This window comes from Acinetobacter sp. YH01019 (assembly GCF_013420285.1).
In the GTDB taxonomy this organism is placed as follows: Bacteria; Pseudomonadota; Gammaproteobacteria; order Pseudomonadales; family Moraxellaceae; genus Acinetobacter; species Acinetobacter gandensis.
Window position 1 is genome coordinate 1 of the sequence record NZ_VOYM01000048.1, and the last position, 21,885, is coordinate 21,885.

The 21,885-nt window shown below is 37.5% G+C and carries 17 protein-coding genes and 1 pseudogene; 7 read left to right on the top strand and 11 right to left on the bottom strand.

Features of this window, described 5'->3' with window-relative positions; all coding sequences use genetic code 11:
- A pseudogene (locus tag FTT84_RS11460) lies at nucleotides 1-109 on the top strand (IS701 family transposase); the annotation flags it as partial.
- On the opposite strand, the gene cas4 reads toward FTT84_RS11460, so the two are convergent.
- The 5 genes from cas4 to FTT84_RS11485 form a co-directional block, all read right to left on the bottom strand.
- Nucleotides 100-513, bottom strand: coding sequence for a type V CRISPR-associated protein Cas4 (gene cas4, locus FTT84_RS11465; protein ID WP_180081233.1), 414 nt, complete (start codon nucleotides 511-513; stop codon nucleotides 100-102). The pseudogene FTT84_RS11460 and the gene cas4 sit on opposite strands and share 10 nt — an antisense overlap.
- Nucleotides 514-575: 62 nt before the next feature.
- Nucleotides 576-4,484, bottom strand: coding sequence for a type V CRISPR-associated protein Cas12a/Cpf1 (cas12a, locus tag FTT84_RS11470; protein WP_180081231.1), 3,909 nt, complete (start codon nucleotides 4,482-4,484; stop codon nucleotides 576-578).
- Between the two features lie 413 nt (nucleotides 4,485-4,897).
- A complete protein-coding gene (locus tag FTT84_RS11475; protein WP_180081229.1) occupies nucleotides 4,898-5,542 on the bottom strand; it encodes a TIGR02646 family protein in 645 nt (214 codons plus the stop codon).
- A 4-nt stretch (nucleotides 5,543-5,546) separates the two neighbouring features.
- Nucleotides 5,547-7,091, bottom strand: a complete 1,545-nt coding sequence (locus tag FTT84_RS11480) for an AAA family ATPase (RefSeq protein WP_180081227.1) — start codon at nucleotides 7,089-7,091, stop codon at nucleotides 5,547-5,549.
- Nucleotides 7,092-8,033 carry a retron St85 family RNA-directed DNA polymerase gene (locus tag FTT84_RS11485; RefSeq protein WP_180081225.1) on the bottom strand — a complete coding sequence of 314 codons (942 nt, stop codon included), beginning with the start codon at nucleotides 8,031-8,033 and terminating at the stop codon, nucleotides 7,092-7,094.
- Nucleotides 8,034-8,632: 599 nt separating this feature from the next.
- On the opposite strand from FTT84_RS11485, the gene mobC reads away from it, so the two are divergent.
- Both mobC and FTT84_RS11495 read left to right on the top strand, forming a co-directional pair.
- Nucleotides 8,633-9,142 (top strand): plasmid mobilization relaxosome protein MobC, encoded by a 510-nt coding sequence (gene mobC / locus FTT84_RS11490; RefSeq protein WP_180075671.1) that lies wholly within the window; start codon nucleotides 8,633-8,635, stop codon nucleotides 9,140-9,142.
- Nucleotides 9,139-11,547, top strand: coding sequence for a hypothetical protein (locus tag FTT84_RS11495; RefSeq protein ID WP_180075672.1), 2,409 nt, complete (start codon nucleotides 9,139-9,141; stop codon nucleotides 11,545-11,547). Before mobC ends, FTT84_RS11495 begins: the two co-directional genes overlap by 4 nt.
- A 70-nt stretch (nucleotides 11,548-11,617) precedes the next feature.
- Here FTT84_RS11495 and arsH read toward each other — a convergent pair whose 3' ends face one another.
- Genes arsH through FTT84_RS11510 form a run of 3 tightly spaced genes read right to left on the bottom strand, consistent with a single transcriptional unit; the run spans nucleotide 11,618 to nucleotide 13,687 of the window.
- Nucleotides 11,618-12,322 (bottom strand): arsenical resistance protein ArsH, encoded by a 705-nt coding sequence (gene arsH, locus FTT84_RS11500; RefSeq protein WP_180075673.1) that lies wholly within the window; start codon nucleotides 12,320-12,322, stop codon nucleotides 11,618-11,620.
- Nucleotides 12,323-12,327: 5 nt separating this feature from the next.
- Nucleotides 12,328-13,368: an ACR3 family arsenite efflux transporter gene (gene arsB / locus FTT84_RS11505; RefSeq protein WP_180075674.1), complete on the bottom strand. Its 1,041-nt coding sequence runs from the start codon at nucleotides 13,366-13,368 to the stop codon at nucleotides 12,328-12,330.
- 4 nt (nucleotides 13,369-13,372) lie between these two features.
- Entirely contained in the window at nucleotides 13,373-13,687 is a 315-nt protein-coding gene (locus FTT84_RS11510; protein WP_180075675.1) for a metalloregulator ArsR/SmtB family transcription factor, read from the bottom strand.
- An 82-nt stretch (nucleotides 13,688-13,769) separates the two neighbouring features.
- Between FTT84_RS11510 and arsC the strand changes: the two genes are divergently transcribed.
- On the top strand, nucleotides 13,770-14,198 hold the full coding sequence (arsC, locus tag FTT84_RS11515) for an arsenate reductase (glutaredoxin) (RefSeq protein WP_180075676.1): 429 nt from the start codon (nucleotides 13,770-13,772) through the stop codon (nucleotides 14,196-14,198).
- An 85-nt stretch (nucleotides 14,199-14,283) separates the two neighbouring features.
- On the opposite strand, the gene FTT84_RS11520 is transcribed toward arsC, so the two are convergent.
- The gene (locus tag FTT84_RS11520; protein ID WP_180075677.1) at nucleotides 14,284-14,550 is read right to left on the bottom strand and encodes a hypothetical protein; all 267 of its coding nucleotides are present in this window, start codon (nucleotides 14,548-14,550) and stop codon (nucleotides 14,284-14,286) included.
- A gap of 722 nt (nucleotides 14,551-15,272) precedes the next feature.
- Here FTT84_RS11520 and FTT84_RS11525 point away from each other — a divergent pair.
- The 3 genes from FTT84_RS11525 (at nucleotide 15,273) to epmA (ending at nucleotide 18,196) form a co-directional block, all read left to right on the top strand.
- Nucleotides 15,273-16,025, top strand: a complete 753-nt coding sequence (locus tag FTT84_RS11525) for a class II aldolase/adducin family protein (protein ID WP_180081223.1) — start codon at nucleotides 15,273-15,275, stop codon at nucleotides 16,023-16,025.
- A gap of 129 nt (nucleotides 16,026-16,154) precedes the next feature.
- Nucleotides 16,155-17,222, top strand: a complete 1,068-nt coding sequence (locus FTT84_RS11530; RefSeq protein WP_180081221.1) for a 4-phosphoerythronate dehydrogenase — start codon at nucleotides 16,155-16,157, stop codon at nucleotides 17,220-17,222.
- A complete protein-coding gene (gene epmA, locus FTT84_RS11535) occupies nucleotides 17,219-18,196 on the top strand; it encodes an EF-P lysine aminoacylase EpmA (RefSeq protein ID WP_180081219.1) in 978 nt (325 codons plus the stop codon). Before FTT84_RS11530 ends, epmA begins: the two co-directional genes overlap by 4 nt.
- Before the next feature lie 60 nt (nucleotides 18,197-18,256).
- Here the strand turns inward: epmA and FTT84_RS11540 are convergent, their stop codons facing one another.
- Entirely contained in the window at nucleotides 18,257-19,492 is a 1,236-nt protein-coding gene (locus FTT84_RS11540) for a multifunctional CCA addition/repair protein (RefSeq protein WP_180081217.1), read from the bottom strand.
- Nucleotides 19,493-19,569: 77 nt separating this feature from the next.
- Entirely contained in the window at nucleotides 19,570-21,855 is a 2,286-nt protein-coding gene (locus tag FTT84_RS11545) for an NADP-dependent malic enzyme (RefSeq protein ID WP_180081215.1), read from the bottom strand.
- Nucleotides 21,856-21,885 lie beyond the last annotated feature (30 nt).

Sequence of the window (21,885 nt, forward strand, 5' to 3'; positions counted from 1 at the left end):
AAATGTATATCGTTGGCAGAAGAAATTATTTAGACCAGTTATCAAAAACTTCATTGATGACTTTATTCTCGATAAAAATCATCTGCTACCACAGAGAATCTATAAATAATAGTGCGTAAGTCCTATATCCGTTAAAGAATGAAAATTTAAACTTTTGACCTCATAGCCCATTTCAGTGAGGCAAAAATATTGCGCATAGAGTTGTAATTTATAGCCGTCGTAAATGGTTTTTATGGTTCTTTTGCGTTCTGTAAGTTTGCCTTTCTTAATGTCAAACATATCAATTTTGCCAGTCAAGCCATAACGCTCACTATAGACTTCTGTACCGAGTAAAATATGTGCACTGGTGTTATGTGTAGCGTGATCAATACTTTGGTGTGCGTGCTTTCCTTTAGTTTGAGGGATATCGTGATATTGTTTTTCATCTAAGCCCATATAGGCATTGTGTAAGTAAATGGAATAGGGGCAAAAAATAAAATCGTTGAGTAAACTAATATTGATAAAGTGTTCCATCAGTATGCTCCTCGATACTGAAATAGAAAGCCCGAATAGAAAAACTATTCGGGCATTACGATTTAAGTCAGATATAGTTTTTCTTGCGCAAAGCGTAGCCACTCATCATTGCTAATGGCAAGATTTACTTTCTCCGTATTTGCAGCAGTTTTGAGTTGTTCAATCACCCATAGACCTTTTAAAGCAATATGGTATGCACCGTTGGCATCGGAATCTTGTGGTAAGTGTGTCGATGCATGGCGTGAATCAAAAAACTCACCTAGTACATTGGCAACAGGCGACAAGATATAATCGAGTTTATCTTTACTGCTGCTATAACGCAGTGCCAACAATACTTGTAATAGCCATATCAAACGTTTAAAGAAGTCGACTTGTGTTTGGGCACAAATCATTTCTTTCAGTTCAACACCTTCTGCAACTTCAATATTGTTCTTTGCAAACAGGGCTTTTAATTCTTCAGTCACGTTTACAATGACTGTTTCACCCTGCTGGGCATTTTTCTTTTGATACACATGGCGTTCAGGACCATAGGAGCAAATTGTCCATTCAGCTCGAGCCGCTTGTGCTTTCAGTCCTGCAAACTGATTTAAATTGACCTTAAATTCAAAATAGTCTTTTTTGGCATTAAAAATGATGCTAGCAAAAGTTTTAAAAAAGGCTTGGGCTTTGTCTAGGTTTTCATATTTTGGTTTGAGCAAATCGACAAAACCAGTGACAGGATCAATTTTACTGGTGTTCCAAGCAGGGACATAAAATAACACCCCTGATTGTTTACCTAATTTTTCAAATGATTCAAATGGGGCGGTCAATTGATAGGCTTTTCGTACGCCACCAAGTTCATCAGCTTGGGTAGATTTATCAACCACATAATTGAGCTTATGAATCAGGGCTTTTTCAAATTTTTGGTAAATTTGTTTTTCAATTTTAAAACGACCACGTTTAAATCCAAAATTGAGGTCTTCTAACATCACAATCGCATTGTATTTTAAGATTAACTGCTGAATACGATGCACCACTTGACTTAAATAGCCATCTTTGAGTTCTTTAATATTCTCAATCTTTCCCCATGCAGTACGGGCTTGCGCACGACCTTCTTCACGATGTTGTAATAGTTGATGATAAGGCGTTTCAAAATTTTGCGCTTCCGATTTAATACTGTTTAGGCTTTCTTGATAGACAATGTTGCCTTTTAAATCGATCACACTGACATAGAGTAGATGCTTTTCACCACGGTCGATTCCAATGATATGCAGATCTTGATGATTATGTTTAATCATCTGACGGACTAAGTCATTATGCTTTTTAATACTCATCGATTCTTGTGCATGAAAATTTAAACTAATCGGGATATGCAACAAATATTTGTCGGTGGTAAAACGTCGATCTTTGATAATGTCATAAGCCAAAGTACGAGTGGCATGTGGTGTCAATGGATTCTTCGCCACCATTGCTTCCCCCGCTTTATGAATAGTGGTGTTTTCCAATTGTAGTGAGGCAGGGCGGTAGAACATTTCTGCTTCGCCACTCAGTTTAAAGACAGGCTGTTTTAAATTTTCCTCACTAAATAAGGCTTTAAAATACATAGTATGTAAATTTTCTTTGCCTTTGGCATGTGGTGAAAAGTCCTTGTTATAAATCTGGAACAAATACAGTTTGCCTTCAGCCACCAATTGCTCAATATAGTCGGCAGGAATGTCTTGGAAATGGACTTTGTAATTTTGTTCGCTGACTTCTTTATAAAAATCACTGATGTTGCTGTATTGAGACGTCGGTGAGAATTTAAAATTAAAGTGCTTCCAATCTTCATGTAACTCAATACATTGTTTAAACCAATCAATCAGTGCATGGCATTTTTTAAGATCAAAATGGGCTTCACTGCTAATATGCTCTTTTTTGTTGTATGATTCGATGATGTGTTGTGGTGGATTAAATTGTGCTTTACGACTTTCCGAAAAGAAGACTTTAGGGAACATTTTATTTGGTCCTGGCAACAGCTTATAGACCATTTTTTCATAGCAATCGGTAGTATCATCGACTTTGAGTTGATTTAGTGCCTTTGGCTCAAAGGCTTTATTCGCGCCTTTGGCTGTGTCCATGATCGCCAAATAATAATTGCCATTTTTTCTAAGCAAAATACTTAAATTATCGGCTTCTTTATTGGCATCCCAACCACTCAGTAAAGTGGGTTTATTAAAATTCAGTTTAAATTTTTCAGTGCTATACGGTTTTTGCGTAATGTAATTGCGGACTTTGTTATACAGTGGTACAAATACCAATAATGCCTGATAAATTTCTTCAAAATCACTATAAAAACGAGCGTCTTTTTCTACACTTGCAGCCAGCTTTTCATTCAGTGCAAATGGTTTAAGTAATTTTATGACATTGTTAATGGCATCCATAAAGGCTTTAATATCAGTCGCCAGTTTTTCATTTTGTAATATTTCACGTTTCGACTCAGACGTAGACTCAGTATTGACTAGGCCTTTAATACAGCTATATTTGCCTTTAATATCACTAAAAATATTAATGATTTTAATGCTTTGATCATCCGCTACAGTTTCGTATTGTTTGAGCAAGGAAATAATAAAGTCGGTCAATTGTGTATGTGGCTTGCTACTTGGTTGTAATTGCAGATACTTATCAATGGCAGCTTGAATCACCACTAGGCTGTGTGGGGCATCTAAAAATGCAGTTTTTAATTTTTCGATTGCTTCAATTTTGGCGGTTGTTTTGGCACTTGCTAATAACAGCTCATAATCAGGTTGTATCACTTGCATATAATAGTAGCTCAATGCACGACTGATATAACCAAAATCTCCAAACATTTGATGTGAAACAGCACTCAGTTGATTCGGTGCTAAATAGACTTTACTCAAATCATAGTTGGCCAATTCATTGATGAGCAATTGGACACGTTCTAAGAGCGTATAAGAGTGACCATTGACCATGCTTTGATAGTGTAAATGGTCCAAGTAGAACATATTGATTGCATGATACAGCTCAGCATCATCTGCAAATTGTTGTGGTAAAAAAGATAGGGTACTACGGTCACTTAAAATTTGTTTATAGAGTTGTTTAAGTTTTGCGACACGATTTTTCTTGTCCTGTTTTTGGTTATATAAATTAATGAGTTCATTAATACCTTGAATCTTCTGACGGTTTTCACCTTCAGAAATACCACCAATGATGGTGTTGTATTGGTCAATCCCTGTTTGGGTCAAGGTATTGCTAAAGAATGACACTTGCAGCAATTGCGAAAGATCCCAACCATTAAACAGTTGTGGCATGGTGTGATGAAGTGCTTGCAGTTGTTCCCATAATGCTGGGTGATCATTTTGAATTTTGCGTAAAATTTTATTGTTTTCTAAAAATTTAGGTAAATTTTCATGAATTAAACGATAGGCAAGGGCAGTTTTGTGGGGTTCCTTGCTATAAATGTTTTTACGATTATCATGGAAACCTAAGAAGTAGGTAGTAAATTTATTAAAGTCATTATGATAGGTGTAGTTGTTGTCACCTGTTTGGCTCTGTTTTTCGACCCAAGGCTTTAATAAATTGGTGATTAAATTTTTATCGAAAAGAGATTTATATTCTTGTTTAAACTCGCCTTTCTCAAAACTATTAACGATTAACTCTCTCAGTTTCGTTTGCGTTGTTTCGAATTCTTTTTTATAGGCTTCAGTCGATCTTTCTGCTTGAGAACGGAGAAATAATTCTTGAAAAGTCTGTAATGCCTGTTCAAATGATTGGCTATCAATATTGCCGAGTGCACGTTGGATAAAGTCTTTATGGTAGCCATCAATTGCCTGTTTCATTTCAGGGTATTTACGTGCTCTGACTTCATCTTGTAGCAAGACTTGTTTTTCTGTAATAAATTTCTGCGTTGCACCCTGTGGAATCAATTCAAAACGTAAAGTTTTGGAAATTGGATATAAGTGTACAAATTTTTGAAAAAGTAGTTGATAATTCATATATTTAGCTTTCATTTTTAATGTTGAAATAACTTTGCTAGATATATGTTTTTTAGTCAATCTCTCTCATAGGAAGATACGACAAAATATGTCGTACTGTTTTTTAGAGGAGTAGCTGTTAGTAATCGTGTATAAGCACGTTATTAATGAAGTTAATTAAGCAAGCCTACCTGTAGCTACAAAAATTAATCCTACGGATCGATTTTTGGTACGCAACAGGGCTTGTCAGGGGCGACCCCCTGAACCCCAAAACATTAGTTATCAAATAGTATGGGCAATATTCTTAGGATATTTATACTAAAAATTGGCTGAATTTAGCTAATCTATGTTGTGGAACATGATGAATCGCACAAAAAACTAAGCATGAATACTTGTTTTTTTACATTTCTTTAAAAAGTAATTTTTAACTAAAATTATGAAGCTTTTGAAATCTTATTTTTAAGATAAAATATAGCTACTCCACAATATGGTATCTTTTTACCCTCTGCATCTACGTTGCTCCATTTGCTCAATAAACTCTGTAATTCACTTTTGGGTACTGTTCCTTTGTGCTTAGATAGTTGAGTTGTAATCGCTCTTAAAACAGCTTGCCTATTACTTTTTATGCGACTATGATTTAACCCCAAAATAATATTTAACTCATTGTCTAATAATTCATTATCTTGAATATAGATTTCCCCAGAATTAGTATATCTAATGTAAGATTCAACTAATTTAATCCTACTAGCTGGATCAATTGTTAGTTCTTTATTGCCCTTAGATGAATCGCAATGTAATTTATCTTGAGTTTGTCCAATGCATACTGCAAACATATTTGTAAAATCAAGTTGACGTTGAGGATAGATATCCTGACATTGCCAATGCTCTATTTTAGTTATTGATCGGTCATTATATATACGTTGCATACAATATGCACAGAGATACCCTTGTGAAATTACCAGCGCTTCTCGTATATCACTTTTAACTGGTGTGAATAAAGGTCCATCATATTCAGCATCAGATTGTTGGCGATAAAGAGTTAAACTCGATGGCTCATGAGGTCTAGTAATATTTAACATCGTATTATTTCATCATAAGGATTAAGCTTTTAGCTTCTACTAGCTCCGGAATTTCACCATTTAATTCTGTTTGAAGACTTTCTATTTCACGCTCAGCTTCTACAAGGTTTTCTTGATCAATAAGTCTAAATATGCCGTCTATTTTCTTTTTAACATCTTGATTACGCCTTTTCCCTCCCATTAATTCTTCTACTATTTCGCTTGAGGTTAACCCATATGACTGTTCAGGAGTAAGTACTTTAGTTTCTCTAGACTCTTGAATAGTAAGAATTCTTAAATGTTTACTTTCTACTTCACCTAGAATTTGAGGAGAATGTGTGGAAACTATAAATTGAATGTTAGGAAAACATTTTCTTAAAGTCCCAATAATTTTTTGTTGCCATTTAGGATGTAAATGCAGCTCAACCTCATCAATAATTATGATGCCTTTCCCCATTAACGGGTTATTAGAGCTATTATTTAACAATATTAATCTACGAGCTATATCTCCTATCATTCCAAGAAATACTCTTTGACCATCTGATAATTGATGCAAAAACAAACTATTGTCTGTTAGAACCATTCTAACTTTATCTTTTCCATCATCATTATTGACTAGCTCTAACCGTATGAAATCTTGATAAATTTCCCGATATACTGAGTTTATTATTTCTAATAATTTCTTTGTATTATGATTAAATTGATTTGAAGTTTGGTCTTCAAAAGATTTTTTTAATTTGAGATACATAGAGTTTAAAGGACTAGAACTATTGTTAGCTCCTCCTAACTCTAGCGCCTTAAGATCATGTAATAGATATTCTTGCTGCTCAGAAAGAATACCTTCTGACATTTTTAAAATCTGAATTAACCATTCTAAAAAAATATTAAAGTTACTAACCTTATTTAATGATTCTTCATATCCATCAACTTTATTAAAGACTAAATCTGAACTTAAACTCTTTTTTGACGACAATCTATCAATGCCATAAAATGCAAAGAGAGGAAAATTAATATCTCTATATTCATTTAAATCTCTAATTTTTTGCCCTATCTCTCTGTAATCAGTCAATTCACTTTTCAATGGGATGATTGAAGTATCTTTTACTCGGGCTATTCTTCCTTTAACGGTATTTTTACTTCCTATGTTAAAAGTACAATCAATATATGCTCCATTACTATTATTAATAGATTTATTATTAATTTCGTCTGAAGATATTGTTCCACCAGATGCATTATCTTTACGAATACTAGCTGCAATCCACATAATGTGTTTTCTAATGGCATTTAAAATACTGGTTTTTCCAACTCCATTATCTCCAATAATAATGGTTAACTCTTTATCAAAATTCATTTTTAAATTTTTGATTATTTTATAATTACTAATTTCAATATTGGATAAAAATAAATCTTTTTCATATAGCTTAATAGCTAAATTAAAATATTTTTCAGCTTCAATTTCATTTTTATTAAATTTATTCAAACCTTGATGGTAATTCATAAATAACTGGAATGCAGAATCAAATTGCTGATCATGTGTATTAGATACTAAGTGAATTAAAGTATTTTGCATCTAGCGCTCCATAGATCTAATAAGATCAATAGTTTCATCAGAATATTTAGATTTTAATCGAGATAAAAAATCAGGCTCGATATGGTGTATAAAACTAAAATACCCCTTCAAATATGTGAGCTCATTAATTTCTATAGAGCCCAAAATAAATTTATGGATTAAATGTTTAATATATCTTTTCTTTTTTCTGCCTAATGAAATTTTACTTTCATTAGTTATAGTAACTCCTGTTACGTGCCTATTATGCTTTTTTGATGAAAAGGCTGTTTTAAAATGATTTATTTCTAAACTTCCATCATATAAATCTATTAAAACTTCAGAAACTATTAATGGAAAATCAAATAAAATATCTATACATTCAGTAGAAAAAGTTAAATCATCAGCATAGCGTGTATAAGAAATACTTTTTTTACGGCAAATTTCGCTTAGTGTAATATCAAATTTATACATACAAAAATTTGATATTAATGGTGAGCTTGGGGCTCCAATACTTAAAACAAGATTTTTTTGATATTTTGAGGGTTTCCAAAATATTAAGTTGGTTAATATTTCTTTATCTACATCACTAAGTTTGGTCTGGCTTTCTTCCCAACATTTCCAAAATATATTTGGAGTGATAGAGTTGAAAAAATTAGAGAAATCCATTTTTAAAAAGTATCTATTTTTACAATGTATAAGAGCATTGTCTTTGATACTTTTTCCATTCACATACGCTAAAGCAGTTTCATGGATTGGTAAAATTGGAGAAAATATAGATACTAAATAACGCTGATACTCTTTTAATTCAGGCGTTGGTTGCGCAATTGTTCTAGTTCCAGAGCTTCTCTTGGGGATTTGATAAACTTTATATTTTCTAGGGGAGCTCTGAATAAACTCTTCTAGCTTATGTTGAGGAATATTAAATTTCTCTTCTAGACTTTTCAATAGGTTTAAATTTTTCATATTAAATCTAACCAATAATAATTCAGGAAAGCTTAGCTTTCCTGAATTATACTCTTTACTAATGAGCAGAAGTTTTAATAGTTTGCGAAGATATGAGCGAAGTAGTAAAACTTCTGATTCACAATAACATCAATAAGTTTGAGTCTGGCTATACACCCGACTAGACTGTTAAGTCCTAGAACTAAAGAGCCTATAAATAGTAATTTAATATTAAGCAAATAACAACTTAGTTCAACTATTTGTATATTTTATTAGCAATATTTAACTCTATAAATGATAATTACTATCATTTTTCTCTGGTCTTTGTGGGCTAGGTAGGCCTATTTTACTTCAATTTTTCGCTAAAAAATATTTATATGTTTTTCTCCAAAATTCCACATTTACGATTGCCAAAAAAAATAATTTGCTAAAGTTTCATTCAGCACTCAGTAATGATATTTGTAGCCATGCACTGAAAAGTGACTCGTTCTATGGCTACGAACAAAGAATGATTCAATGTCTTGTAGCTACAAAGCGATCTGTAAATCGCTGCACCTTGTGGCTACAATCGCAATGAACACATTACTGACACCACAATAAAAATAACAATAGGTGGAAGAATGAAACAAGGCAATCGAAATATTGTCAAAAGACTGAGATTTTTAGATCTACAAGCTGAGCAGCTTGAACAGTTGCTTGAGTGGAAAAGGATCAGTTTTACCGACTTAATCCATATACTCATCGCACATGAATATGCAATGAGTCAACCCTATGTCCCACGTGAAATTGAGTTCCAAAACAGTGTTGTACGTGCTAAGAGCGTAGCCACAAAAGTCAGTCGTGTAGCTACATCCTATTGCAAACTTGATCCAGATTTTCTTAGAGAGCTAGGACGGATCGGCAATAACATCAATCAAATCGCCAAATCCTTGAATATACTTTGTCTGAGCCAACAAAAACAGAAGATGGATTTTTCATATATCCAATGCTTGGCTGTCTTAGAAAATATTCAACAACTGCTCCATCGGCATCTAGATCCTTTACCTATCATCATACGCTCTGAATATCAGGTTGAACGTCGGAAAGAACAGGCTTTACGTTATGTGACCACCCAAAGGGAAGAAGCATGATTATTAAGTTTCTACCGCATGGGAAAGGTGATCCATTTCGTGCTGCTGCCTATGTGATGGATGATAAAGATCATCTTAATTTGCCACGTACAGGTGTAGAAGTACTTCGTGGTGATCCGATGACCTTTGCTGCCATTTCACAAAGCTCACCGCATAAGTATCGCTATATATCCGTGGTGATTGCATGGGCTGCAGAAGATGAGGTGGGTATCGATGAAATCAACGAGGTACTTGATGCATTTGAACAGCATGCTTTTGCTGGCTTAAAGCCACATCAGTATCACATGACGGCTGTGATGCATGAAGAGGAAAACAGATCGAGACATATCCATGTCTTGATTCCTCGTCTTGAACTTAGCACTGAGAAATCTCTCAATATTGCACCGCCTGGGCATCGGCATTACTTCGATCCACTGCGAGATTACTTCAACCATAAATATGACTGGGCAAGACCTGATGATCCTATTCGAGCGAGAAGCTTACAGCTCCAACACCATGCACTTAAGCAGAATGCGGCTGCTTTACGAGCCAATTTGATTGAACAGCCTAAGGCAACACGCATTGAGTTGATTAATCAATTTATTGAGCACCGTATGTTGCAGGGCGTGGTCTATGACCGTCCTACCGTTCTACAAGCCCTCTCTGAAATCGGCACGATCACACGGGTCGGACAAAACTATATTTCACTTCGTACCGAGGCAGGTACAGACAGATTAAAGGCTGCATATTATGACGAACAGTTTTACCTCTCAGATTACCTTGAAGATCAAAGAAGAAGAGACGCTCTTGGATCTCCATCAAATGAGGATTCAACAAAGCTTGCAGAACGGACTCGAGCATTGCGAGAAGCTGAGCAACGCATTCAAGACGTACGAACAAAACGCCAGCAGTACAATGAACGAACATATCGAGATCCTGAACCACTATCAGCATCAATTGGTGATGATCAGAGAATCGTATATGCAGTTGAGCGAACATTTGAAAAAGATACAACGCTACAAGACCCATCTCGAGAAGGAGTCCGAACAGCAGAACAATCAGATGGAGGAAATTCTTCTACAGATGAAAGGTCATCAACAATCACATTTGGAGATCTTAGAGACGATAGAGAAAATCAAAAAATTGGTTTTGAATTCCTCGATGTCGAGCGACATACGATTCAAAGAGATCAGCCAACAACTCAGGATGAAACCCGATCTCAACACCATAGAGGAAATTCAGCAAAACATCACCAAAACACCTACTATTATTTTAGTGCTATTGCTGATACTGACTTTCAGCAACAGTCTCATTTTAATTTACAACAGCATAAGAGGTATCTAAATGCCCGAATTCCATACCGAGTTACAAAACCTGACTCAGCAACAACTTCAGTTGTTACAACAAGAAAATCAAGCTTTGAGCAGTTACTTGCAAGAGATGAAGGACGAGATCAAAGAAGCCAACAATACCATCGCATTGCAGCAAGCTTATCAAGACAAATTGCAACAATTGATCGAACAATTGAACAGCGAGCTACAGCACAAGGATCAGCAGATCCAGCAGTATCAGAATTATTTATCCAACAACATCGACGTACCAAATCAAACAGATTTATCCAATATCTTGGTGCCGTTGTTGAAAGAGTCTCTGAATACCTATCTCCAATCAGAACAGTTTCAAATGCAGTGTCAGAGCTATATCGAGGCAAAGCTCAGCAGTTACTCGAGTTGTTTAGAGACACTAAATTCGATCAATTGGGTAAGTTTGCAGTATCCCGAGAAAAGCATCGAAAAAGAGCTAGACAATGTGCTGAAAGAAGTCATGAATATGAGCAACGATTTAAGCAAGCTCATCAATTTATATCAACAGCGCTAGATTGGTCGATACAACGTATTTTTCCTAAATACCGCTTGAGTCATTTCATCAATAACATCGTGCAACAACATCCTGACCAAGACTTCACCATGATGAGGGTCTATGCGGAAAGGGTAGATGATCAAATCACAGATCATATCCGTTTCTTGATCGATGAAAACAAAAAAGGAAATCGCTATCCAACAGAAGAAAAACTAAAATTTGCTCGAGAGTTTAGACTGTGTACGGAAAAACTCATTCAAAATATTCATCTATTTAGAAAAGATGATCCGAATATCTTGGGTTTTTTAAACACAATGGATCATTACATGCAGATGATTGATCTCAACCATCCTCGACCACACCTGAAAGAAGAAAATTCACCTTTGATCAATGCGAATGATGCTTCAAGGCTTGATATGAAAGATTGTATGAATGAACTTCGGTGTTATCTAGAACCTTATAACCACAAGAAGTCTGATGAGCAAACTGAGCGTAAACAAGACATGCAAATCGTACCTAAAACACCAGAACCGAAGAGAAAGAACTTACGGGATTTAGAACTATAAAAAGGAGTGTTTTGATAGTATGGGGAATCATAAAAAGCCTAGCCTATGCTGACTAAGCTTTTTCGGAAATTTAAATACTCTTCTGATTCACACGTTTTGAAAGCTCTTCCGCACTCTCTACACGTTCAGAGTAACGGTCAGTTAGATATGCTGATTGTCCTCTGGTTAAAAGCGTAAATTTATAGAGCTCTTCCATCACATCCACAATCCTATTGTAATAAGAGGAAGGTTTCATACGACCATCTTCTTCAAACTCAAGAAATGCTTTAGGCACTGAAGACTGATTGGGTATCGTAATCATACGCATCCAACGCCCTAAAATACGTAATTGATTTACAGCATTAAACGACTGTGAACCGCCACAGACTTGCATCACCGCTAAAGTTTTACCTTGCGTTGCACGGATTGCACCTGCTGCTAATGGAATCCAATCAATTTGAGCTTTTAAAATTGAACTCATCGCGCCATGGCGTTCAGGAGAGCACCAAACCATTCCTTCAGACCATGCTAAAAGTTCATGCAGTTCTTTAACTTTAGGGTGTTCCATATCCCCATCCTCAGGGAGAGGTAGCCCTTTAGGATGGAAAATCTTCACTTCCGCACCAAAATATTCAAGAATTCGACCAGCTTCCTGAATAGCTAAACGGCTATATGATCGATCACGATTTGAGCCATACAGAAGCAGTATTCTTGGAGGATGTTCAAGGTTCTTTGCCTGAACTTTTTCTAAAGTCGGTTTTTCCAAAAGACTAAGATCAATATTTGGTAAGTTCATTAGCTTCATGCCTCTTTAAAAACTTTTTTTCTCAGCCATAGCGAAACTGTCACTAAGGTAATCAATACAGGCACTTCAACAAGCGGTCCAATCACTGTTGTGAAAGCCACAGGTGAAGCTAATCCAAAAGTGGCAATCGCTACAGCAAGTGCTAATTCAAAATTGTTGCCTGCCGCAGTAAAGGAAATAGCAGTTGTTTTAGGATAATCGTTACCCATCCACTTACTCATAAAGAAGCTGATGAAGAACATCGCAACAAAGTAAATTGTCAAAGGAATAGCGATCCTAAGTACATCTAGAGGAAGGCTAACCACTTCACCACCTTTAAGGCTAAACATGGCTATAATCGTGAATAAAAGCGCAATAAGGCTGATTGGGCTAATCTTTGGGATAAATCTAGATTGATACCAATCCACCCCCTTCTGTTTGACTAAAATCAACCGAGTTAAAAATCCAAGTAAGAACGGAATACCTAGATAAATAAGAACAGCATAGGTAATTGTCCAAAAGCTCACATTAATGATTTGTGCTTCTACCCCAAAGAATGGTGGTAAGAAGGTTAAGAATAACCAGGCATAAGTACTAAAGAATAAGATCTGGAAGATACTGTTAAACGCGACTAAGGCAGCGACATACTGATTGTCACCACATGCCAAGCCATTCCAAACCAAGACCATAGCAATACATCTGGCCAAACCAATCAGAATGAGACCAGTCATATATTCAGGATAGGAGTGCAAAAAAATGATTGCCAAACCAAACATTAAGCAAGGTGCTATTAGCCAGTTTTGAACGAGAGATAATGTAAGGGTTCGCTTGTCCTCAAAGACTTTAGGCAAAGTCGCATAGTCTACTTTGGCAAGTGGTGGATACATCATCAAAATAAGCCCTATTGCGATAGGGATATTCACTGAATTAATGCTTAACTGATCGAGTACCACAGATGCTTGAGGAGAAAATACACCAATACTTACTCCTAATGCCATGGCAATGAAAATCCATAGCGTTAGATTTCGATCTAAGAATGAGAGCTTTGATCCGGACATTGAATTACTCGCATTGCATAGAGATAGATAAGTTGCTTGCAGATTTATTCAGTACTTCATCATTTAAGACATTGAGCACTGCATTTACCCATTCTGGTAAATCAGGATTTAATCGGTAATACACCCATTGCCCCTTACGCTCATCTAACAAAATTGAGAGATTACGAAGTAAAGCCAGATGACGAGAAATCTTAGGTTGGCTCAGTTGTAATATCTCTGTGATTTCACAAACACATACATTTTGTCTTGCTAAAATAATTTTTAAAATATCTAGACGTGTCGAGTCAGATAGGCATTTAAAGAAATCTGCTTGATCCATAATCCACACTCCAATATATGCTATTGCGAATATATGCATATCCATATATAAATGCAATATTATTAAGTTCTGAGTTAATCCAATGTCATCGAAAGTTAAGATCTATCACAACCCAGCTTGCGGAACATCAAGAAATACATTAGCTCTCATTCGAAATACAGGAGAAGAACCTGAAATTATTGAATACCTTAATACCCCTCCGAGTAAGATCGAACTCATTAATTTAATTGAAAACGCAGGGATTTCTGTACGTGAAGCTATTCGCAAAAATGTAGAACCCTTTGAAACGCTCAAGTTGGATCAGCAGCACTGGACAAATGAACAGCTCATTAATTTTATGCTTGAGTATCCAATTTTAATTAATCGTCCATTTGTAGTGACTGAGTTAGGCGTAAAACTATGTAGACCATCTGAACTCGTTTTAGATATTTTGTCTGCGCCTCAATTAGGAGCTTTTACCAAAGAGGATGGTGAAATGATCATTGATCAAAGAGGTAAGCGGATTAAATAAATCCGCTTCCTTTCATAGAGTAGGTGTTATGAGAACTCTAAAATCTTCAAATGATATGAAATTGCTTTTCAAGTCTGTAAGAGATTTAGTCTCCATTAAAAGAAGAATGCATAGTTGTAAGCTTAGGGCGTAGCTTAGTACGTTTTGCCCACATTTCAGGATAATGCGTGGCTACATGTGTATGCCCGGTTGCGTGGGCAGACTCACCATCAATGTGTTGAGCACGGTCTTCTAAACGATCAATGAGAACATAAAGATCTGTAAGACGTTGCAGATCCTCAGTTGGGATTTTCTTGGCAACGTTTTGAATCAACTGCGTGACGATGCGCTTTGCTGAAATTTGATTTTGCATAATGATGCACTCCTAGATTGGGATATACACCACCACAACTCATTTCCACAGAGCTGAGGTGGCAACAGACAGGGGTGGAAATACTGAATCTAGGATCAGCCAACACGAGGTTGCCCTGCCATGCTGCCATAAAGGACTGCATCAAACAGTAAGCAAAAAAATAGCCGCAAGTGCGACATTAAATTGCACCTAGATCGTATCAGGTTTCCACGCCTGAACACAGATTTTGCTGTGTAATAAATACGCTATCAGTGGTTAAAAAATGAGTCAATAGGCTTTTACATCAGATTGGGTAAGGGGAGTCTGCGAAAAATCCATTGTTTGTTTTTAATTTTTAAATAATTCAATATTTTATATTCTTTATTTGTCTTATCTTTGCTATTGGACACGATTAATATGCCGATAAACGGTATAAGTCATATCCTAAAATTCAGACTAAATGTAACAAAATTTGTGTAGTAAGAATTGTAGTAAGAAAAAAATATAATTAAAGATATATAATATAAAACATATAGATAGTGGTTTAGTTTGACGGACACCGCTTCCGCCAATTTCAAAAAACCCCAATCATTGATTGGGGTTTTTTTATTGCCTAAAATTTTATATTGAAATTGATTCAGTTAATAAATTAAAAAGACAATGTACTTGTTGATTGACTAAAAAATTGCTAACAATAATGCAGACAAAATAATTGATTAGAAAGCGAAAAAAGGATTTAAAAAATGGCTAAGCCTGATTATATGGATGAACAAGAGTGGCAAGCACGTTGTCAATTGGCAGCTTTGTATCGGTTAATTGCTTATTATAAAATGACCGATTTAATTGATACACATATTAGTTTACGTTTACCCCATGAACCAGCGCATTTTTTAATCAATCGTTATGGCGTCACCTTTGAAAAAATGAAAGCATCCGATCTCGTTAAAATTGATCATGATGGCAAAATTGTTGAACGTTTTGATGAAGGGAAAATGGTGAACGTGGCTGGTTTTGTCATTCATTCGGCCTTGCATCATGCAAGAGCAGACATCAATTGTGTGATCCATACGCATACAGCGGATGGCATTGCGGTTTCAGCGCAAGAACAGGGCTTACTCCCTTTATCGCAACATGCCTTAAAGTTTTATAACAACATTGCTTATCATGAATATGAAGGGATTGCATTTTCATTAGAAGAACGTGATCGTCTCGTGGCTGACATGGGGCATTATCGCTGTATGATTTTAAGAAATCATGGATTATTAGCGACAGGAAATCATATTGCCCGAGCATTTCACGAAATATATTTTTTAGAACGTGCTTGTCAAATACAGGTTAAAGCAATGAGTGGTGGTAATTTACATTTTCCGAAAACAACTATTTGTGAATATACCGTTCAGCAATTTGAGAGTCCAATGGCTGAACCCATTATTCAAGCAGCATGGCAAGCCGCTTTATCCCAAATTGAAGATCAACAAACCGATTATTGCCAATAAAGTGTAAACCGACCTATTTGGTCATCCGTGTTTACTCATTTGGCTGATTTCAATACATAGGTATATCGGTACATAGTCAGCATCTATGTAACGCGCTATTATTCATGCAGTGAAATTTTGGAATGACTTATGAAAATCGTTGCAGATGAAAATCTTGCATTTACAGATTACTTTTTTGCACAATTCGGTGAAATTCAGCAAGTTGCAGGACGTAACTTAATGCAACATGATGTTGTAGATGCAGAAGCGCTTTTAGTGCGCTCAGTGACGAAGGTCAATGCAGCCTTAATCGACAAGACTGCGTTGAAATTTGTTGGTAGTGCAACGATTGGAACTGATCATCTAGATATTCCTGCGTTAGAACAGCAAGGTATTACATGGTCGAATGCAGCAGGTTGTAATGCACAAGCGGTTGCTGAATATGTGATTACTGCGTTGCTGTACGTCAAACCTGAATTGTTAAATGCAAATGAACAATTTACTTTAGGCATCATTGGGTTAGGTAATGTTGGTTCGCGTTTAGCAACAATGGCGCAACTATTGGGCTGGAATGTGATTGGCTATGATCCATTTGTTCAACGAGATCATGTACAACAAGTTGAATTGGAAGAATTACTGGCTCAGGCCGATGCAATTTCGACGCATGTACCTTTAACCAAAACTGGCGCGCATCCGACCTATCATCTCATCAATTCTGAAGCCTTCGCTACCATGAAGCCATCAGCTATTTTGATTAATTCTGCACGTGGCTCAGTGGTTGAAGAAGCTGCTTTAATTGCTGATATTCAAAGTACTGGGCGTAAAGTGGTATTAGACGTATTTGAACATGAGCCTGAAATTTCAGAAACGTTACTTAATCTTATTACTTTGGTGACGCCGCATATCGCAGGTTATAGCTTGGAAGGAAAAGCCCGTGGTACGCAAATGATTTATGAGGCATTTTGCCAAACCTTTGCGTATCAGAGTGATAAAGCTTTTGAAACGCAGTTACCTGCATGCGAACAATATTTTGCGCAACATGATCTAAAACAAACGCTTAAAATTTATTTACATCAACTTTATGATATTGCGCGTGATGATGCGAATCTGCGTGCATGCTTAAAAGACGGTAAAGTTGATCAAAAAGCCTTTGATTATTTACGTAAAACCTATCCTTTACGCCGAGAGTGGGCGGCACATGGAGGTCCAGCTGCATGAGTGAAGTCCGTTATCAGCCGACCTGTGATGTTAATGCATTACGTGCACGTGCCAAAATGTATGCACAAATTCGTCAGTTTTTTGCAGAACGTGATGTACTCGAAGTCGAAACACCGGTGTTGTCACAAGCTGGTGTGACTGATGTTCACTTGGCCTCAGTACAAGCACAGCGTCACGTACAGAGCTGTGCTCAAATACATTATTTGCAAACATCACCTGAATTCGCCATGAAGCGCCTGCTAGCCAGTGGGAGTGGTCCAATTTACCAAATCTGTAAAGTATTTCGTGACGATGAGCATGGGCGTAAGCACAATAGCGAATTCACTATGTTGGAATGGTATCGTCCAGGATTTAGTTTAAAAGACTTAATGTTTGAAGTGGCTGACTTACTCAATGTTGTGCTAAAACAGCGTTTTGGTGAAGTACGTCCAACAATCTTAAGTTATAAGCATGCTTTTATGGATCGTTTGGACTTGAACCCATTACAGGCGACTGTACAAGAATTAAAAGATTGCTGCCGTCGTGTTGGCTTGAGTTTGGATTTAGGTGATGAACGTCTTGGTTATATTGATCTATTGTTCTCACATTTCGTTGAACCAAGTCTAGGCTTTGATACCCCATTATTCTTAACAGATTTCCCACCCGAAATGGCATCACTTGCGAAAACACGTGTTGATGACGATGGGGAGTTAGTTGCAGCGCGATTTGAGTTGTATATAGAAGGTTTAGAACTTGCCAATGCTTATGACGAGTTAATCGATGCTGATGTTTTGCGCAGTCGTTTTGAAGCCGATAATGCTGAACGTGAAAAGCTTGGTTTACATATCATGCCAATTGATGAATATTTGCTTGCGGCGTTGCCCCACATGTCAGAGTGTGCGGGCATTGCACTGGGTATAGATCGATTGTTAATGACAGCAACTGAACAATTGCGCTTAGACAAGGTCATCACGTTCCCAGCGGATATTTCATAACAGCGTTGTTATTAGACGACATTTAAAAAAAGCACCTGAGGGTGCTTTTTTTAAATCAATTTATACGTCCATTGTATATTGATTCGTTTTAAGTGCGGCAATAGCTTGAATACGTCGTTCAATCAGTATTTCACCAATATCAGGGCCTGATATGTCAGGTGGTAAATCTGCTGCTTTAATACTCCGTACGACATTCATTGCATCGAGCACATACTGTGCTTGCGGATAAGCTCGATCTTCAAGTCCCAAACGACCACGTGAATCGCATTCACAGGCTTGAACAAAAGCTTCCACACGTTCAGGTCGACGTAATACATCCATGCGTTGTAACAGACGCCATAAGGTACCAGGTTTTAATGTCAGTGCTTGATGACACTTGAGATGCTCTTTACAAACAGAAATTGCCAATTGTTTGGTATTGGTGGGAACACGCATACGATCACACACTTCGGTCACCGGTTTAACACCACGTTCTTCATGCATGATATGGCGCGGTAACTCATCCACTGGAGTGAGTGCTTTGCCCAAGTCGTGTACCAGTACAGCAAAACGAACATCCAAAGAATAATTGGCACGGCAAGCCTGCTGCAATGACATCATGGTATGAATACCACAATCAATTTCAGGATGATATTCAGGACGTTGTGGAATACCGTATAACGCATCAATTTCTGGGAATAGTACTTTTAATGCGCCGCATGCACGCAGAACTTCAAAATATTCATCTGCGTGGTCTTCCATTAACGCACGAGAGGTTTCCTTCCATACGCGTTCAGGTGTGAGGGCTTCAAGCTCACCAGATTGAGCAAGCTCTTGCATCAGTTCCAGTGTTTCATCAGCCACTTTAAAACCTAAAGCTTTATAACGTGCCGCAAAACGTGCAATCCGCAGAACTCGCAAAGGATCTTCGACGAAGGCATCAGACACATGGCGAAGGATGCGTCGCTCTAAATCTTGTTGACCATGGTAGGGATCATAAATCTGACCTGCATCATCCATAGCAATGGCATTGATCGTGAGATCACGACGAATGAGGTCTTGTTCAAGGCTAACATTGACGTCTGTATAAAACTCAAAACCGTGATAACCATGACCCGATTTCCGCTCTGTTCGAGCGAGCGCATATTCGTCTTTGGTCTCTGGATGAAGAAAAACAGGGAAATCTTTACCCACAGGTTGATAACCTTGAGCAAGTAATTGTTCCGGCGTTGCACCGACAACGACATAATCTTTTTCGTGATAGGGGTGCCCGAGCAAGTGATCTCGAACTGCACCGCCTACTAAATAAACTTGCATGAAAAAACCTCTATTCTTATCGCCATCATGCTACAGAACAGAGGTTTTCTCAAGTCACAAAGTGTGATCCATTAAACTTAAATTAGAGGGCTAATTTTTTCGTTTTCTTGAATCTCTGCAACGGTTAATGCTGTCATATTCACCAAACGACGTGTTGTTGCTGTCGGAGTTAAAATATGAACAGGTTTAGCAGCACCAAGTAGAATTGGACCAATCGTTACATTGCTACCTGATGTTGATTTCAACAAGTTAAATGAAATGTTCGCTGCATCAAGGTTCGGCATAATTAATAAGTTTGCAGAACCTTTGAAACGTGAATTCGGGAATGCAAATTGACGAATATTTTCATCCAGGGCTGCATCACCATGCATTTCACCTTCAACTTCAAGCTCCGGTGCAATTTCTGACAAAATGTCGAACACCTTACGCATTTTTTGCGCACTTGGGTCTGTTTGATCAGAACCAAAACTTGAGTGAGAAAGTAACGCGACACGTGGAGTAATACCAAAACGACGCACTTCTTCTGCAGCCAAAATAGTCATTTCAGCTAATTGTTCAGCGGTTGGATTACGGTTGATGTAGGTATCCGCAATAAACAAGTTACGATCTTCAAGCATCAGTGCATTTAGCGTAAAGAAGTTATTACGACCTTCTTTTAAACCAATTACATTACTTACGAAGTCTAAATGGATATCGTAGCTTGAGTACGTACCACAAAGCATACCATCAGCAATGCCATGACGAACCAACATAGAAGCAATTAAAGTCGAACGACGACGAGCTTCACGCTGCGCATATTCAGGTGTAACCCCTTTGCGTTGCATGATTTTATAGTAGTCATCAGCAAACTTGTCATAGTCTGGGTTTTTCTCTTGGTCAACGATAGTGATGTTCACACCATCTTCAAGACGTAAACCTAGTTTCTTGATGTTTGCTTCAATAACAGCAGGGCGACCAACCAAAATAGGTTTTGCTAAACCTTCATCTACAGCAATTTGCACTGCACGAAGTACACGTAGATCTTCACCTTCAGCGTATGCAATACGTTTAGGATCCGTTTTCGCTTGTGCAAAAATCGGTTTCATCATAAATGCAGAGTTATATACAAACTCAGACAAACGTTGACGATATGCAGAGAAATCTTGGATTGGGCGTGTAGCAACACCTGAATCCATAGCTGCTTGTGCAATGGCAGGCGCAATTTCAAGAATTAAGCGTTGATCAAGTGGGCGAGGGATTAAGTAATCACGACCAAATGAGGCAGATTTTTCACCATAAGATGCAGCATCTGCTTCAACGTGTGCCATACGTGCAATAGCATGCACACAAGCGATCTTCATCTCTTCATTAATTGTCGTAGCACCAACATCGAGTGCACCACGGAAAATATAAGGGAAGCAAAGTGCGTTGTTTACTTGGTTTGGATAATCTGAGCGACCTGTTGCCATAATTACATCTGAGCGCGCTTCGTGTGCGTGTTCAGGCAAAATTTCTGGATCTGGATTGGCAAGGGCAAAGATGATTGGATCTTTGGCCATCACTTTAACCATTTCTTTGGTCAAAATGCCAGCAGCAGAAAGGCCCAAGAACATGTCAGCACCTTCCATGACATCGGCAAGTTGAGTGCCTTCAATGTCTTGTACATATGCTTGTTTAGATTCGTCCAAACCTTCACGTTTAGTGGTCAGTAGGCCGCGTGAGTCCGCAACAATAATGTTTTCTTTCTTTGCACCTAAAGCACAAAGTAGATTTAAACATGAAAGTGCAGCAGCACCAGCACCTGAAGCAATAATTTTGATTTCTTCAATTTTTTTGCCGTTGAGTTGTAAGGCATTTAACAATGCAGAACCAACGATGATTGAAGTACCGTGTTGGTCGTCATGGAACACAGGAATGTTCATGCGTTCACGAAGTTTTTGCTCGATGTAGAAACATTCTGGGGCCTTGATGTCTTCAAGGTTGATACCACCAAAAGTTGGTTCTAAAGCTGCAACGATATCTACGATTTTGTCTGGATCGTTTTCAGCAATTTCGATGTCAAATACATCGACACCAGCGAATTTTTTGAATAGTACGCCTTTACCTTCCATTACAGGTTTAGACGCCAATGGACCGATGTTACCTAAGCCAAGTACGGCTGTACCGTTACTGACTACTGCAACAAGATTACCGCGCGCTGTGTAAAGTGCAGCAGTAGATGGGTCGCGTTCAATTTCTAAACAAGGTGCAGCGACACCAGGCGAGTATGCGAGGGCTAAATCGTGTTGGTTGACCAATTGTTTGCTTGGTGTAACGCTGATTTTCCCCGGTGTTGGAAATTCGTGATAATACAAAGCCTGCTGTTTTAAAGATTGATCGTCCATCTGTATCTCGATTGTGTTTTGTTTATCCAG

What these genes read in the sequence shown, in the direction of transcription:
- FTT84_RS11525 (WP_180081223.1), top strand. Translation starts at nt 15,273, where the DNA reads ATGGCTAAGCCTGATTATATGGATGAACAAGAGTGGCAAGCACGTTGT.
- FTT84_RS11480 (WP_180081227.1), bottom strand. Translation starts at nt 7,091, where the DNA reads ATGCAAAATACTTTAATTCACTTAGTATCTAATACACATGATCAGCAA.
- arsB (WP_180075674.1), bottom strand. Translation starts at nt 13,368, where the DNA reads ATGTCCGGATCAAAGCTCTCATTCTTAGATCGAAATCTAACGCTATGG.
- FTT84_RS11510 (WP_180075675.1), bottom strand. Translation starts at nt 13,687, where the DNA reads ATGGATCAAGCAGATTTCTTTAAATGCCTATCTGACTCGACACGTCTA.
- FTT84_RS11530 (WP_180081221.1), top strand. Translation starts at nt 16,155, where the DNA reads ATGAAAATCGTTGCAGATGAAAATCTTGCATTTACAGATTACTTTTTT.
- FTT84_RS11495 (WP_180075672.1), top strand. Translation starts at nt 9,139, where the DNA reads ATGATTATTAAGTTTCTACCGCATGGGAAAGGTGATCCATTTCGTGCT.
- cas4 (WP_180081233.1), bottom strand. Translation starts at nt 513, where the DNA reads ATGGAACACTTTATCAATATTAGTTTACTCAACGATTTTATTTTTTGC.
- cas12a (WP_180081231.1), bottom strand. Translation starts at nt 4,484, where the DNA reads ATGAATTATCAACTACTTTTTCAAAAATTTGTACACTTATATCCAATT.
- mobC (WP_180075671.1), top strand. Translation starts at nt 8,633, where the DNA reads ATGAAACAAGGCAATCGAAATATTGTCAAAAGACTGAGATTTTTAGAT.
- FTT84_RS11540 (WP_180081217.1), bottom strand. Translation starts at nt 19,492, where the DNA reads ATGCAAGTTTATTTAGTAGGCGGTGCAGTTCGAGATCACTTGCTCGGG.
- FTT84_RS11520 (WP_180075677.1), bottom strand. Translation starts at nt 14,550, where the DNA reads ATGCAAAATCAAATTTCAGCAAAGCGCATCGTCACGCAGTTGATTCAA.
- epmA (WP_180081219.1), top strand. Translation starts at nt 17,219, where the DNA reads ATGAGTGAAGTCCGTTATCAGCCGACCTGTGATGTTAATGCATTACGT.
- arsC (WP_180075676.1), top strand. Translation starts at nt 13,770, where the DNA reads ATGTCATCGAAAGTTAAGATCTATCACAACCCAGCTTGCGGAACATCA.
- FTT84_RS11485 (WP_180081225.1), bottom strand. Translation starts at nt 8,033, where the DNA reads ATGAAAAATTTAAACCTATTGAAAAGTCTAGAAGAGAAATTTAATATT.
- FTT84_RS11475 (WP_180081229.1), bottom strand. Translation starts at nt 5,542, where the DNA reads ATGTTAAATATTACTAGACCTCATGAGCCATCGAGTTTAACTCTTTAT.
- FTT84_RS11545 (WP_180081215.1), bottom strand. Translation starts at nt 21,855, where the DNA reads ATGGACGATCAATCTTTAAAACAGCAGGCTTTGTATTATCACGAATTT.
- arsH (WP_180075673.1), bottom strand. Translation starts at nt 12,322, where the DNA reads ATGAACTTACCAAATATTGATCTTAGTCTTTTGGAAAAACCGACTTTA.